At 60.2% G+C, this 14,718-nt stretch carries 15 protein-coding genes and 2 tRNA genes; 6 read left to right on the top strand and 11 right to left on the bottom strand.

Annotated features, from left to right (window positions below; all coding sequences use genetic code 11):
- Positions 1-59: 59 nt before the first annotated feature.
- From M1D78_RS10270 to M1D78_RS10260, 3 genes are all read left to right on the top strand, one after another.
- Positions 60-587: a TRAP transporter small permease gene (locus M1D78_RS10270; RefSeq protein WP_437419362.1), complete on the top strand. Its 528-nt coding sequence runs from the start codon at positions 60-62 to the stop codon at positions 585-587.
- Positions 588-1,868, top strand: coding sequence for a TRAP transporter large permease (locus M1D78_RS10265; protein WP_437419363.1), 1,281 nt, complete (start codon positions 588-590; stop codon positions 1,866-1,868). It abuts the gene before it with no gap.
- 135 nt (positions 1,869-2,003) lie between these two features.
- Positions 2,004-2,912: an EamA family transporter gene (locus M1D78_RS10260; protein ID WP_437419364.1), complete on the top strand. Its 909-nt coding sequence runs from the start codon at positions 2,004-2,006 to the stop codon at positions 2,910-2,912.
- A 96-nt stretch (positions 2,913-3,008) separates the two neighbouring features.
- Here the strand turns inward: M1D78_RS10260 and M1D78_RS10255 are convergent, their stop codons facing one another.
- Positions 3,009-3,761: a FadR/GntR family transcriptional regulator gene (locus tag M1D78_RS10255; RefSeq protein WP_437419365.1), complete on the bottom strand. Its 753-nt coding sequence runs from the start codon at positions 3,759-3,761 to the stop codon at positions 3,009-3,011.
- Between the two features lie 168 nt (positions 3,762-3,929).
- Here M1D78_RS10255 and M1D78_RS10250 point away from each other — a divergent pair, with 168 nt between their 5' ends.
- Complete coding sequence (locus M1D78_RS10250; RefSeq protein ID WP_437419366.1) at positions 3,930-4,169, top strand: hypothetical protein; 240 nt, start codon at positions 3,930-3,932, stop codon at positions 4,167-4,169.
- 21 nt (positions 4,170-4,190) lie between these two features.
- Here M1D78_RS10250 and M1D78_RS10245 read toward each other — a convergent pair whose 3' ends face one another.
- From M1D78_RS10245 to M1D78_RS10225, 5 genes are all read right to left on the bottom strand, one after another.
- The gene (locus M1D78_RS10245) at positions 4,191-4,448 is read right to left on the bottom strand and encodes a hypothetical protein (protein ID WP_437419367.1); all 258 of its coding nucleotides are present in this window, start codon (positions 4,446-4,448) and stop codon (positions 4,191-4,193) included.
- Between the two features lie 222 nt (positions 4,449-4,670).
- Entirely contained in the window at positions 4,671-4,940 is a 270-nt protein-coding gene (locus M1D78_RS10240; RefSeq protein WP_437419368.1) for a hypothetical protein, read from the bottom strand.
- Between the two features lie 865 nt (positions 4,941-5,805).
- Positions 5,806-7,044: a nucleoside permease gene (locus M1D78_RS10235; RefSeq protein WP_437419369.1), complete on the bottom strand. Its 1,239-nt coding sequence runs from the start codon at positions 7,042-7,044 to the stop codon at positions 5,806-5,808.
- A gap of 30 nt (positions 7,045-7,074) precedes the next feature.
- A complete protein-coding gene (locus tag M1D78_RS10230) occupies positions 7,075-8,151 on the bottom strand; it encodes a sugar phosphate isomerase/epimerase family protein (protein WP_437419370.1) in 1,077 nt (358 codons plus the stop codon).
- A gap of 11 nt (positions 8,152-8,162) precedes the next feature.
- Complete coding sequence (locus M1D78_RS10225; RefSeq protein ID WP_437419371.1) at positions 8,163-9,323, bottom strand: Gfo/Idh/MocA family protein; 1,161 nt, start codon at positions 9,321-9,323, stop codon at positions 8,163-8,165.
- Positions 9,324-9,637: 314 nt separating this feature from the next.
- On the opposite strand from M1D78_RS10225, the gene M1D78_RS10220 reads away from it, so the two are divergent.
- Both M1D78_RS10220 and M1D78_RS10215 read left to right on the top strand, forming a co-directional pair.
- Positions 9,638-10,645 (top strand): LacI family DNA-binding transcriptional regulator, encoded by a 1,008-nt coding sequence (locus tag M1D78_RS10220; RefSeq protein ID WP_437419372.1) that lies wholly within the window; start codon positions 9,638-9,640, stop codon positions 10,643-10,645.
- Between the two features lie 75 nt (positions 10,646-10,720).
- The gene (locus M1D78_RS10215; protein WP_437419373.1) at positions 10,721-11,095 is read left to right on the top strand and encodes a sensor histidine kinase; all 375 of its coding nucleotides are present in this window, start codon (positions 10,721-10,723) and stop codon (positions 11,093-11,095) included.
- Positions 11,096-11,216: 121 nt separating this feature from the next.
- On the opposite strand, the gene M1D78_RS10210 is transcribed toward M1D78_RS10215, so the two are convergent.
- The 5 genes from M1D78_RS10210 to gacA form a co-directional block, all read right to left on the bottom strand.
- A tRNA-Cys gene (locus M1D78_RS10210) sits at positions 11,217-11,290 on the bottom strand.
- Positions 11,291-11,334: 44 nt separating this feature from the next.
- A tRNA-Gly gene (locus M1D78_RS10205) sits at positions 11,335-11,410 on the bottom strand.
- 69 nt (positions 11,411-11,479) lie between these two features.
- Positions 11,480-12,037, bottom strand: coding sequence for a CDP-diacylglycerol--glycerol-3-phosphate 3-phosphatidyltransferase (gene pgsA / locus M1D78_RS10200; RefSeq protein WP_437419374.1), 558 nt, complete (start codon positions 12,035-12,037; stop codon positions 11,480-11,482).
- 33 nt (positions 12,038-12,070) lie between these two features.
- Positions 12,071-13,891, bottom strand: a complete 1,821-nt coding sequence (gene uvrC / locus M1D78_RS10195) for an excinuclease ABC subunit UvrC (protein ID WP_457933563.1) — start codon at positions 13,889-13,891, stop codon at positions 12,071-12,073.
- Complete coding sequence (gene gacA, locus M1D78_RS10190; protein WP_457933562.1) at positions 13,891-14,541, bottom strand: response regulator transcription factor GacA; 651 nt, start codon at positions 14,539-14,541, stop codon at positions 13,891-13,893. The genes uvrC and gacA overlap by 1 nt, the downstream gene beginning before the upstream one ends.
- Between the last annotated feature and the right edge of the window lie 177 nt (positions 14,542-14,718).

The following is a 14,718-nucleotide window of genomic DNA, read 5'->3' as shown; positions in this document are numbered from 1 at the left end:
TCTCTTTGAAAAACTCGCGGCGGCGGGCCTGCACCGCCGCCGCGCTTGTGGTGAACCTGATGAAAAACACGCTGCTGCGCGTCAACGACGCGATCTACATGACCTGCGTATGGGTCGCTGGCCTGGCCATCGTGGTCATGTCCATGATCATCCCCTGGGGGATCTTCGCGCGCTACGTGCTGGGCACTGGGGCCGGTTGGCCAGAACCCGTAGCCATCCTGCTGATGGTGATCTTTACCTTTCTTGGCGCTGCCGCCAGTTACAGAGCCGGCGCGCACATGGCGGTGAGCATGTTCACCGATCGCCTCCCGCCGTTTCTGCACCGCCACGTCGAGCTATTGGTGCAGATTCTGATGGGCATCATTTGTCTGTTCATGACCATCTGGGGCGCGAAGCTGTGCATCGCTACCTGGAACCAGTTCATGAGCACGCTGCCGACCTTGCGCGTCGGGATTACCTACTCGCCGATTCCCATTGGCGGCGCAATCACCTTGCTGTTCGTGCTCGAACGGCTGTTATTCGGCGACCAGAGCAAGCGTCGCGTCGTTGATTACGAGTTTGTTGAGAACAGCAAGGAGGCCACGTAAATGGATGCTCTGGTTTTGCTTGGCAGCTTTGCCGTCCTGTTTCTACTGCGTATGCCCGTCGCCTACGCCCTAGGTTTGTCCGCGCTGATTGGCGCCTGGTGGATCGATATCCCGTTCGACGCAGTGATGATTCAGGTCGCCGGCGGGGTCAACAAGTTCTCGCTGCTGGCCATCCCCTTCTTCGTGCTGGCGGGCGCAATCATGGCCGAAGGCGGCATGTCGCGCCGGCTGGTGGCCTTCGCCGGTGTGCTGGTCGGTTTTGTTCGCGGCGGGCTGTCGCTGGTCAACATCATGGCCTCGACCTTCTTTGGTGCTATCTCGGGATCGTCCCTGGCGGACACCGCCTCGGTGGGCTCCGTGCTTATTCCTGAGATGGAAAAGAAAGGCTACCCACGCGAGTTCTCCACCGCCGTCACGGTCAGTGGCTCGGTGCAGGCGCTGCTCACCCCACCCAGCCACAACTCGGTGCTCTACTCGCTGGCAGCTGGCGGAACGGTATCGATTTCCTCGTTGTTCATCGCCGGCATCGGTCCTGGGCTGCTGCTGAGCGCGGTGATGATGAGCATGTGCCTGCTGTTCGCTCGGGCGCGCAACTATCCCAAGGGAGAGGTCATTCCGCTGCGCCAGGCATTGAAGATCTGCGCCGAAGCGCTCTGGGGCCTGATGACCATGGTCATCATCCTCGGCGGCATCCTCTCGGGCGTCTTCACCGCGACCGAGTCCGCGTCGATCGCTGTGGTCTGGGCGTTCTTCGTGACCATGTTCATCTACCGTGACTACAAGTGGCACGAGCTGCCAAAACTGCTGCACCGCACCGTGCGCACCCTGTCGGTGGTGATGATCCTAATCGCCTTCGCCGCCAGCTTCGGCTACATCATGACCCTGATGCAGATCCCGTCGAAGATCACCACGCTGTTCCTGACGCTGTCGGACAACCGCTACGTGATCCTGATGTGCATCAACCTAATGCTGCTGGTGCTGGGCACGCTGATGGACATGGCGCCGCTGATCCTGATCCTCACGCCGATCCTGATGCCAGTCATCACCGGCATTGGAGTCGACCCGGTGCACTTCGGCATGATCATGCTGGTCAACCTCGGTATCGGCCTGATCACGCCACCGGTCGGTGCGGTACTCTTCGTCGGCGCAGCGATTGGCAAAGTGACCATCGAGAATACCGTGAAGGCACTGCTGCCCTTCTATATCGCGCTGTTCATGGTGCTTCTCGCTGTCACATACATTCCGGCGATTTCCCTCTGGCTGCCGAGCATGGTGCTCTGACAGTCCTCCGCGCAGGAATGAGGACGCCGCCCACCGGGCGGCGTTTTGCTTTGCAGCCCGCCCTTTCGAACAACGACGCACTCCGCCACTGAACATTGGCGGTCAGATGAAATGCCCAGGACAGGACCAATCCCGATGCAGACCGCTGCACCCTTCCCACGCCACATTGCCGTACTGGTGCTGATGACCCTGGCTTGCTCCTTTGCCGGCAATCATATTGCTGCGCGGATTGCCTTCGATCATGACACTGGCCTATTGCTCGCCATGCTCTGCCGTGCCGGCGTGACGCTGCTGGTACTGATCGCGCTCGTGCTATGGCGTCGCGAATCGCTGCGCCTGAGCCGCGCCACCTGGGGCTGGCAGTTGGCGCTCGGCCTGCTGATTGCCATCCAGAGCTTCTGCATTTACTCGGCGGTGGCGCGCATTCCCGTCGCACTGGCGTTGCTGGTGGTCAACCTGTCGCCCATCCTGCTCGCACTGCTCACCTGGCTACTCGGCGGCCCGCGACCGACGCGCCATGCGGTTGCGATCATGGGCATGATCCTGATCGGCCTGATACTGGTGCTGGATGTCCCCGCGCGTTTGATGAGCAATGACGCCCCGGATGGGCAGTGGGCATCCGGTGTCCTGTTCAGTCTGACCGCCGCCGCGGTTTTCGCGCTGGCGCTGTGGATCACGGAGCACAAGCTGTCGAACATGGCCGGATCAGTGCGCAGCATGCTGACGCTCACCGTGGTACTCGGCGCTTCCGCCATGCTTGGGGCCAGTGGCTTGATTCCCGGAGGGTTGAGCTTGCCTAGCGCAAGCGTTGGTTGGATCGCACTGGCCTGCCTTGTGCTGCTCTACGGTGCAGCCTTCTCCACGCTATTCATCTGCATGCCCCGATTGAACATTGCCCGCAACGCTCCGGTGATGAACGTGGAGCCGGTCGCCGGCATGCTGTTGGGATGGCTGATACTCGACCAACTGCTCGGGGCACTGCAGGTCGTGGGTGGCTTAATCGTCGTCGGCGGTATCGTGCTGCTCGCCTACCGCAAGCAGTGAAGATCGCTAACGCGGCCAAAGCAGTCCGCTAGAAACAAGACTGCCCCACCGGCAGCTTAACGCTGTGGTGAGGCAGTTAGGCGTAGCCTGATTCGATCAGTCGGCCTTGTCCGTTTCCGCTTCCTCGTGCGCCTGACGCAGCCGCTCGCGGCTGTTTGTAAGGTGCAGGCGCATGGCCGCGCGGGCGGACTCCGCATCCTGGCGCGCAATGGCATCGTAGATCTGCTCATGCTCACGACCGAGGCGCTGCTGATAGTGCGGCTGGTCATCGTGCGCCAGCCGCGCTGAGTTGAGGCGGCTACGCGGAATGATCGCCGTACCCAGGTGGTTCATGATGTCAGTGAAATACCGGTTGCCGGTCGCTTCGGCGATTTGCAGGTGAAACTGAAAGTCAGACACAGCCGCCTCGCTGGACAACGCGGCGCTGCGCTGAAGCGAATCGAGAAATGCCCGCATGGCGGCCAGCTGCTCAGGTGTGCGCCGGGTCGCCGCGAGGCCGGCCGACTCCACTTCCAGGCTGATCCGCAATTCGAGAATCGACAGAACGTCACGCAAGGTGCCGATGGTCGCCGGGTCGATTCGCAAGCCGGTGGTGCTCGGCGTATCCAGCACGAACGTGCCGATGCCATGGCGTGTCTCGACCAGGCCAGACGCCTGCAGCCGCGATATTGCCTCGCGCACCACCGTACGGCTCACGCCCTGCGCCTGCATGATCGCTGACTCGGTGGGCAACTTGTCGCCACGCTTGATCAGGCCATCACGTATCTGCTGTGACAGCTCGGTCACCAACTCCTGAGCAAGGCTGCGGTGTTTCCGACGGACACGGGGCTGGGCGCTCTGGTTTTCCATGGGCACTTCGATCTCTGAGAAACGAACTGACGCTTATCATAGCTCAGCAGTTGTACGATAACTATCCAAAACGCCCGGTTCGTATGGATCGTACCTTGCGTCCGAAATCCGAACGGCGGCTGCACGCCTTCTATACTCAGCGGACGTTAACTGCCTGGAGATCGAATCATGCGAAGACTATGGGTACTCGCCATTGCGGCCTTGATGAGCGCACCAACGTGGGCGATGCACTGCCCGCAAGACATGGCAGAAATCGATCAGCAATTGCAGTCGGATCCACCGGCCGATCCCGCCATCCTGGCGCGTGTCCAGGCGCTGCGTGAGGAAGGGGAAAAACTCCACAAGGCCGGCGACCACGAAGGATCACTCAAAGCCTTGGGAGAAGCCAAGGAGCTGCTCGACAGCTAGCACCGATGCCGGCGGTAAGCGTTAGTTCTCGCTGCCGCCGGTTCTGCAACGCACCCTCAACTCCTTGCGCTCGAAACCCTGCTCGCTACGCAAGGTTTCGTACCCTGCTGGGCATGCCGCTTCGGCGCGAGCGTCGCAACTCGGCTGGCCAGCCTCCTGTGCGCAAGCGAACACATATTCATCATCGCCCTTGGGCGGTGGAACGTGCTCGACGGCCACGCAACCACCAACCAGTGCGGCAAGCAACACGGGAAGCGCGGATCGCAACGGCTTGATCATGAATATCGACGCCTCTGTAAGCCATGACTGACGTGCGCCGACGGGTTTCGCCTATTTCCCACCAGCGCCGACCTGCCTAATCTACCCACCAGTAGCGCAGGACGCGCATCGAGGCAGGACGCCCGAGAACGGACCCCGCCGTTGGATTGCGGCATCAAGGACAATGGAACGACACGAATACCTCTACAGCCCCGCCTCGCGCGGGGCTTTTTATTGCCTGCCTCACCGAGGATTTGGCGCGTCAGTGCGCTCGGCGTTGTCAGGGTCAATGTCCGGTACGCGGCTCCTGATACGCTGCGCTTCTTCGGTCGATGCTGGCGTCTGACCATCGTTGCCCGGCAGTTCGTCAACGCCTGCCTCATGGCCGGGGTTTACATCCGTGCGCTCACTGCCCAACGGTGGCGGTGAGCCCGGGACGCGGATGCCATCATCGTCGGTATTGGCCCGGCTGGTCGGACGAGCGGAGTGGTCAAGCGGATCGCGCGTAGCCATGCCTCATTCTCCAAAACGGTTGCTGTTTCCGTTTGAGGTTACCCAACGACCGACGTTCAGACGCAGAGCGACCGCTGATCATGAAGTCTGCGATGCAAAGTGCACCAAGGCAGAGGATGGCCGGTTGCGCCGGGTGCTGTGGCTGGTTATAGTCCTGCGCCGCGATCGCAGGTCGCGCATTTCCCTCAGTAGCACACTCTGCCCGAGTGGTGAAATCGGTAGACACAGGGGACTTAAACAATTTGAGCCTTCGGAGGGAAACGTCCGAAGTGAAGCCCGTCAAATTCGGCGAAAGCCCTGGATACTTGGTATCCGAGCCAACGCCGAGCCAAGCCCAGGTCTTCTTGGGAAGGTGTAGAGAGCAGACGGCGGGCACCTACGGCCGCAAGGCTACGGTGAAGGCGTGCTCCAGCCCACGAACGTTCTTTGGTTGAACGGCGGCGAAAGCCGAAGTGGGACGAAAATCCCCCGCCGCAAGGCGTGCCGGTTCGAGTCCGGCCTCGGGCACCATTCGAACTATTCTTGAGACCCACGAGGATAGGGCTTACCAGTCAGACTAAGCGTCATTAGGTTGGGGTGCGTAGTCCACGCGCCAATGGGGTTACCCCATTTTTACGGACGGCTTGAAGAGCTAACTTCAGATCTGCCGGCGACTCTATGACGCAAGGGTGGGTTATGAATCGCTCGATGAAGTCGAAGAGATCCCACACCGGCTAGACCAACCCTCAGTACCGCCAGACGGGGAAACGCCGACTTCGACGTCCCCGGCTTAGCCACGAGCGGCTTCACGCATCAGACGCCGTATTCGGGTGCGCTCCGTTTGCACTTTTGAACATAACGGGTCATATCCTCCCGCATTCTACCGTTACGTAAATTTGGCTGTAGGCACCGCGGTATCGCGGCGCTCGCGAAACGCGAACAGGAACGCCAGGAAAACCCCAAGCGAGAACACTGCCGGAAACAGCCAGATACCCTGCCAGTCGTGGCCGGTACTCGTCGAGAAGTGGTCGGTGATTCGGCCGGCCACCCAAAAGCCTATGAGCATGCCCACGCCGTAGGTGGCAAGGGTAATCAAGCCTTGGGCTGAGCTCTTGAAATGCTCGCCCGCTTTGGCATCGGTGTAGATCTGCCCAGACACGAAGAAGAAGTCGTAGCAGATGCCATGCAGCGCGATACCGGTGATCAGCATGAACATCAGTTCGCTGCTGTTACCGTAAGCAAACAGCCCATAGCGTACAGCCCACGCCAGCATGCCGAACAGCAACGTCGTTTTGATTCCGAAGCGCTGGATGAACAGCGGCAACAACAGCATGAACAGCACTTCGGAAACCTGACCGAGGGTCATTTTGCCTGTAGGGTTGGCGACGCCGATTTCCGCAAGAAAGGGATTGGCGTTCTGGTAGTAGAACGCCAGCGGAATGCAGATCAGCACGGAGGACGCGAAGAAGATCGCGAAGCTGCGGTCCTTGAGTAACTTCAAGGCATCAAACCCCAGCATTTGCCCAAGTCCGCTCTTTTGACCCCGCTGGGCCAAAGGTGGCGTTCCTGGCAAGCTGAAACTGTAGAGACCTAGCAGCAGCGAAGCGATAGCGCACATCAGAAAGGTGTTGCGCAGAGCCCCGGCCGCAATCGCTTCCTGCGAGTCCCAGGCAAACACGAAGCTGATAACCAGACCGGCGACAATCCATCCTACGGTGCCCCATACACGAATCCGCGAAAACTCCAGCGCGGGGTCGCGCATCTGCCTGAAGGCTACCGAGTTCACCAACGCCAGGGTGGGCATATAGAGAATCATGTACGCAAGGACGTAGGGGTAGAAGGCGCTGAAATCCTCACTTCGGTAAAGCAGGTACAGCAGCACAGCGCCAGCGAGATGCAGGATGGCCAGGATGCGCTCGGCGTTGAAGTATCGATCCGCGATCAAACCAATGATGAAGGGCGCGAGAATCGCTCCCCAGGATTGCGTCGCAAACGCCATTCCGATCTGCCCTCCGCTGGCGCTGAGCGTACTGCCGAGAAAGGTGCCGAGGGTGACAAACCAGCCGCCCCAGATAAAGAACTGGAGAAACATCATCAGGCTCAGGCGTGCATTGAGAGTGCTCATGGTTTTGTCCTTGTTGTAGTGCACATCGGGTCAATGGGAGGCGTCCAGACCAAGCAACTTACGATTGCGTGCGTCGCTTGCAGCAACACCCGCAAAGTCATCGAAGGCCCGGGTTGCACGCGTGATCAGGTGTTTTTGAATGAATTGCGCGCCTTCTGCGGCGCCTTGCGCGGCGTCCTTCAAGCAGCACTCCCACTCCAGCACCGCCCAACCTTCATAGCTGTACTGGGTCAGCTTGCTGAATATCTGCTTGAAATCGACCTGGCCATCCCCGAGTGATCGAAAGCGCCCAGGCCGTTCGATCCAATCCTGATAGCCGCCGTATACGCCAGAGCGAGCATCCGGGCGGTACTCGGCATCCTTAACGTGAAACATGCCGATCCGCTCGTGATAGCGATCGATGAAGCCGAGGTAGTCCATCTGCTGCAGCAGCAGATGGCTGGGGTCATAGAGGATAAGCGCACGGCGATGGTTGCCGACGTGGTCGAGGAAACGCTCGAAGGTGGCGCCGTCGTGTAGGTCTTCGCCAGGGTGGATCTCGTAGCAAAGGTCGACACCAGCATCCTCGAACGCGTCCAGAATCGGCCGCCAGCGCCTGGCAAGCTCTTTGAACCCCTCCTCCACGAGGCCCGCCGGCCGCTGTGGCCATGGGTACAGAAAAGGCCAGAGCAGCGCGCCAGAAAAGGTTGCATGCGCGTTCAGCCCGAGGCGCTGGCTGGCACGTGCCGCCAGCTTCAACTGCTCGATTGCCCACTCGGTGCGAGCGGTAGGATTGCCCCGGAGCTCCTTCGGGGCGAAATCATCGAACAAGTCATCGAGCGAGGGGTGTACTGCCACAAGCTGTCCCTGCAGGTGTGTCGACAACTCGCTGATCTCGACACCCGCCGCGGCACAGATACCCTTGAGCTCGTCGCAGTAGGTCTGACTTTCCGCTGCAAGTCGCAGGTCCAGGCACTCGGTGCCCGAGGTTGGCAACTGAACACCGCGATAACCCAGCGACGCGGCCCATTGCACCATGCTGTTCAGGCTGTTGAACGGCGGGTCGGCAGAGATGAACTGTGCGAGAAAAATACCTGGGCCTTTTATGGCGGTTGTTTTCTGCTGCATGTCTGGAACTCCTACTCCACACCCGCCAAGGGTGTCCATTTGCCGTCGCTACGATGGTTGGCCACGACAGCCTCAACGAATGCCATGCCACGAATAGCGACCTCAATCCCCGGAAAGCTGGGAAGTCCCGGGGTACGGATCGCATCAGCGAAGTCGCCGTAAAGGTTGGCCATAGCTTCGAGATAGCCCTCGGGGTGCCCAGCGGGTAAACGCATGCGTCGGCGGGCTTCGTCACACAACCAGACTTGATCGACACCCGCGCGCAATACGCGGACAGGCTCGCCGATCGTCCGTTGCACCAGGCTGTTGGGCTCTTCCTGGCGCCATTCGAGCCCCCCTTTTTCGCCATAAACGCGCAGCCTCAGCGCGTTCTCTTCGCCAGCGCAGACTTGGCTGGCCACCAGCACGCCAGACGCCCCTTCGGCCATTTGGAACAGCGCGGCGCCGTCGTCGTCCAGCCGTCGGCCCTCTACATGCGTACCAAGCGCGGCACATATGCGGACGATCCTTTGCCCACTAACGAACTCGGCGAGGTTGAACGCGTGCGTACCGATGTCGGCCATGCATCCACTAAGGCCCGCCTGCTCAGGCTCGCCGCGCCAAATGGCTTGCTTGCTGCCTTGTGCGGCCTGATCCTCGCTCAGCCAACCCTGTGGGTATTCAACAAAAACCTTGCGTAGCTGCCCGATCGCCCCGGAGCTCACCAGCTCACGTGCCTGCCATACCATCGGGTAACCCAGATAGGTGTGCGCCAAGCCGTACAGGCAATCGCTTGTCGACTGCGTTCGCGCCAAGCGTTTCACCTCATCAAGTGAAAGTGCCGCAGGCTTTTCGGAAAAGACGTGAAATCCCGCTCGCAGAGCAGTCTCTGCAACAGGCGCATGCAAATGGTTGGGCGTGACTATCGAGATGAACTGCGCGCGCTCTTCGAGCGGTAACTCTGCTTCGGCTTCGAGTAGCTTCTGCCACGATTGATAACAGCGCTCGGGCGATAGCCCCAGGTTGTCACCGGTGCGCCGATTGTTGCCCGCATCGCGGCTGAATGCGCCGCACACCAGCTCGATGCGTCCATCAAGGCTCGCAGCTTGGCGATGTACCTGCCCGATGAACGCCCCTTCGCCCCCACCGACCATGCCCATGCGAACCTTTTTCCTATTGGGCGAAACCATCATCGCTCTCCTCCACGCAGCGCTAGTGCCAACCAATGTAACCGGTTACATCAGCACTTAATCTAGCTGGGCTAATCAGCTTGTCAAATGGCGCACCGAGGCTGTCGGTACCGGTTCCCAACGCCCATTGCAGAGCAACCGCGCGACGATTTCCGCGCTACATTAGGCACCGCCGGGTGACAGAATCTGGCGCGACGGTCTCCACCGCATCATCGGACGGTGACGAAAAAGGCGCGCTGTGGTTGAGTGAGCACCGCCTAGGCAGTCCACTTTCACACTGAACTTTGCGGCTAACCGAACGAGCAAACTGAGGATTTATGTCCAACATTCGCAGGGTCGCCGAACTAGCCGGCGTCTCCGTTGCAACGGTGTCACGTGCGCTTAAAACTCCAGAGGTCGTTTCACCCGAAACCCGTGAGAAAGTGCTCAAAGCGGTCGAGCGAGCGGGCTATCGTCCCAATTTGATGGCTGTACAGTTTCGCTCGCGCAAGACGCGAAACCTGGTGGTTCTGGTGCCTGCGATTTCCAACGTGTTCTTTGCTCGCGTCATCAGCGGTATCCAGGAAAGAGCTCAGGCGTATGGGTACCGCGTATTGCTATGCAACACCTATGGCCGTGAGGATCTCGAGAGCGAGTACGCCGAACTCGTCCATGCGCATCAGGCAGACGGGGTCATCCAACTGCGTGCGTTCAATCCCTTTGCTGCCTCGGGTAAGCGCGGGGCTACGCTGCCGCCGATGGTCAATGCTTGCGAAGTGCTAGACGACGCGCCGTGCCCCACCGTTAGCCTCGACAATCGTGCCGCCGCACGTGCCATGACTGAGTATCTGCTCGATTTAGGCCATCGCCGCATCGGCCTGATCAAGGGGCCGCAGGCGAGCCCTTTGACCCGCGAACGCATCGCGGGCTATGAGGACGCGCTACGTGAGGTGGGCATAGAACCAGACCCTACCCTGCTGTGTCGCGGTAACTTCACCCTGCAGGCGGGGTATGACGCGGCGCACCTCTTGCTAGCGCACGCGGATCGGCCAACCGCCATCTTCTGTGAGAACGACGAGATGGCAATCGGCGCCATGAGGTGCATTCGACAGGCTGGACTGCGCGTTCCGGAAGACATCTCGGTTGCCGGCTTCGACGACATAACATTCTCAGCGTTTTGCGACCCCCCGCTTACGACGATCTACCAGCCCGCTGAAGCCTTTGGTGAACACGCAGTAGAGATGTTGATCGCCCTGTCCGAGAATCGGCCGCTCGGCACTGATAGACACCTGGTCTTGCCGTTCAAGCTGATGAAGCGCGCCAGTACCGCGCCTGCAGCCCACTAGTTCGATGAACACAAGTTCATTAAGCCCCGGTCCCTGGTCGAGGTAGCCGACGAAGCGGCCGGTTATCTGCAACGCATGGCTGACACTGCAAGCGTGGCCGTCGTAATAACCGGCGATCCGGCACAGCCGTACTGGTCGGCCGACCGAGGCGCGCTGTTCACCCTGCTCAAGAACCTGCTGGAAAATGCCATCCAACACGCCCCCCGCAATACCAAGGTTCACCTCGATATCGCCACCGATACGCTTTCGCTGCGTGACTGGGGCCCAGGCGTGGACGATGCGCAACTGCCCCATCTGTTCAAACGCTTCTGGCGTGGCGCACACAGACGCGATCACGGTGCGGGCCTCGGGCTTGCAATCTGCCAGGAGATAGCGACCGCGCACAACTGGGCGCTCGCCGCCTACCGGGCTGAGCCCGGCCTGTTGTTCCAGCTCTCCCGACCGAAGTGAGTCGCCACGCCCACATCTTTTTCAGGCTGAGGTCAGTCTGACTGCGACTTCCCATCAAGCCGAGACGAAAACAGAGGGCGAAAAAAAACCGCAAGCTTTCGCCTGCGGTTTTCTTTTTTAATGGAGGCCGATGTCGGAATCGAACCGGCGTACACGGATTTGCAATCCGCTGCATAACCACTCTGCCAACCGGCCTCAAAACGAAGACGCCGCATTCAGCGGCGCCATCGTCAACAAACTGGAGCGGGAAACGAGACTCGAACTCGCGACCCCGACCTTGGCAAGGTCGTGCTCTACCAACTGAGCTATTCCCGCGTCGTCTTGGTGACGGGCGCCATTTTATAGTTTCGTGACGCCCCGTCAAGCCTTTGATTAAAAAAGTTTTTATTTCGTTTCGGTTGGACTGAGATGCGGCCAGGCGGCGACCAGGTAATTGACCATCGACCACAGTGTCAGGCCCGCTGCGACGATCAGCAAGGCATACCCTAACCCGACCCAGAATGTCGCCAGCGGAGGATTGGCGAGCAGGATAATCAGTGCCGTCATCTGGGCCGCAGTTTTCCATTTGCCGAGGTTGGACACCGCGACCTGCGCTCTCGCCCCTAGCTCAGCCATCCACTCCCGCAACGCCGATACGACGATCTCACGACCGATGATGATGGCGGCTGGCAACGTCAACCAAAGGTTGGCGTGCTCCTCGACCAGCAAGACCAGCGCCACCGCGACCATCAACTTGTCGGCAACCGGATCCAGAAAGGCGCCGAACGGCGTGCTCTGCTGTAGCCGGCGAGCCAGGTAGCCATCGAGCCAATCCGTTGCGGCGGCGATGGCGAAAACCAAGCTGCAGGCCAGGTAACTCCACTTAAAGGGCAGGTAGAACAGCAGAATGATGATGGGGATCAGCAGTACGCGCAGTACGGTGAGAATGTTTGGGATGTTCATCGATACCACGGTCCGCAAGTTTGGATGAGGATTCTACTCACTGTGCAGAGTGGCATAAATCGACTCGGCAAGCTTTTTACTGATGCCGGGCGCTTTGGCGATTTCGTCAAGGCTGGCGCGACACAACTCTTGCAGACCGCCGAAATGCTTGAGCAGTTCGCGACGGCGTTTAGGGCCGATCCCCGGAACGTTCTCGAGCGTCGAGGTCGTGCGCGCCTTGCCGCGCCGTGCCCGATGCCCGGTGATGGCGAAACGGTGGGCCTCGTCGCGAACTTGCTGGATCAAGTGCAAGGCGGGGGAGTCGCCCGGCAAGGTGAACTCGTGCGCGGCATCGTTCAGGTAGAGCGTTTCGAAACCGGGCTTGCGAGTGACACCCTTGGCTACCCCGAGCAGGATCAGATCGGGCACCGCGAGCTCCTGCAGTACGTCACGCGCCATGTTCAGTTGGCCCTTGCCGCCGTCGACAAGCAGGATATCGGGCAGCTTCCCCTCCCCCTCGGCCGCCTTGCGGAAGCGGCGTGACAAGGCCTGGTGCATTGCAGCGTAATCGTCACCCGCGGTGACGCCTTCGATGTTGTAGCGACGGTAATCGGATTTCAGCGCCCCTTCCGGGCCGAATACCACGCATGAGGCAACCGTCGCCTCGCCACTCGAATGGCTGATATCGAAGCACTCGAGCCGCGTGGGAGGCTCGTCGAGTTCCAACGCATCGGCAAGAGACTGGAAACGGGCCGACAAATGCTGGCGGCTGGCAAGCCTGGCGCCAAGCGCCTGTTCGGCGTTGGTCAAGGCCAGCTGCTGCCAGCGCGCACGAGTCCCGCGGACGCGATGCGTGATGACCATTTCGACGCTGCGCAGCTCACGCAATGCATCGATGAGCGTGTCGAAATCCTCGTGAACCGTGTTAACGATCAGCTCGGCCGGGAGGTCGCGCTCCATCGAGCCCAGGTAGTACTGCTCAAGGAATGCTTGGAGCACCTCCGCCACGCTTTCCTCGATGGCAACCTGGGGGAAGAAATTCTTGCTGCCCAGCACCCGCCCACCGCGCACGCTGATCAGATGGACGCACGCGCCTCCGGGGCTGACCACCGCCGAGACGATATCCACGTTGCCGCTGCCGCCTTCCATGCTTTGCTGATCCTGGACGCGGCGGAGGATGCCGATCTGGTCGCGGATTTCCGCAGCACGCTCGAAATCCAGAGCCATGGCAGCCTTTTCCATGTTCTTGGAAAGCTCTTCGGCCAGTGCATTGCTGCGCCCCTCCAGAAACATCACGGAATGGCGTACGTCTTCCGCATATTCCTCCGGCTCGACCAGGCTCACGCACGGCGCTTTGCAGCGCTTGATCTGGTATTGCAGGCAAGGCCGCGTCCGGTTGCGGTAATAGCTGTCCTCGCACTGGCGAACGAAGAAAGCCTTTTGCAACAGGCTGAGGCTCTCACGAATCGCACCGGCGCTCGGGTACGGGCCGAAGTAGCGCCCCGGTTCCTTCTTAGCGCCGCGATGGATGCTCAGGCGCGGAAAGTCGCCGCTCGACAGGAACACGTAGGGATAGGATTTGTCGTCGCGCAGCAGGATGTTGTACGGCGGCCGCCACTGCTTGATCAGCGTCTGCTCAAGCAGCAGTGCTTCAGTCTCGTTCGCCGTGATGGTCGTTTCGACCTGGGCGATCTTGGCGACCAAGGCTGCGGTCTTGGGCGCCTGTCCGGTCTTGCGGAAGTAGCTGGACAGCCGCTTCTTGAGGTTTTTGGCCTTGCCGACGTAGAGCAGCTTGGCGTCGGCGTCGAACATCCGGTAGACGCCGGGGCGCCCGCTGCATGACGCCAGGAATGCAGAAGAATCGAAGTCGCTCATCAATTGACGGTATCGACCATACCGTGGCGGACCGCGAGCAATGCCAGCTCGACGTCACTGGATACCGACAGCTTTTCGTAGATGCGATAGCGATAGCGATAGGTGTTGACCGTTTTCGGTGACAGGCAAAGCTTGTCGGAGATCGTCTGCACCTTCTGGCAGTTGGCAATCATCAGTGCGATCTGAATTTCGCGCTCGGACAGCAAGTCGAACGGCGAGCCGTTAACCTTCGGCTGAAACGACTTCAACGCCAATTGCTGGGCGATCTGCGGACTGATGTAGCGCTGACCGGCGAACACCATGCGGATCGCCTGCACCATCTCCTCGAGGGCGGCGCCCTTGGTCAGGTACCCCGCCGCTCCGGCCTGCAACAGGCGCGTCGGAAACGGGTCCTCTTCACATATGGTGACCGCGATGACCTTGATGTCCGGATGGCTGCGCAGCAGTTTACGCGTGGCCTCCAGGCCGCCAATTCCAGGCATCTTGACGTCCATCAGCACAACATCGGGCTTGAGTTCGCGCGATTTCTTGATGGCCGCTTCGCCGGACTCGGCCTGACCGATCACCTGCAGGCCGTCGATGTCGGCCAGCATGCGGGATATGCCTGTGCGTACCAGATCGTGGTCATCGACCACCAGCACCCTAATCAAGCAGACACCTCTTCAGTACGATTTAAAAGCTGGCTGGCTGCTCGCTTCATAAGCGGCGAACTCTATCAAATCCTTCGCGGCTTACCCAGACCGCACGTCACATGGCCAAATGATGTCACCGCCTGCTAGGTAACACCTCTTCCACAGTGAACGCCGCTCGGTGGCCATGCGTCATAA

This window comes from Pseudomonas sp. SA195, from assembly GCF_054131565.1.
The sequence above is the reverse complement of the archived record's forward strand: the minus strand, read 5'-3'. Positions and strand labels throughout refer to the sequence as shown.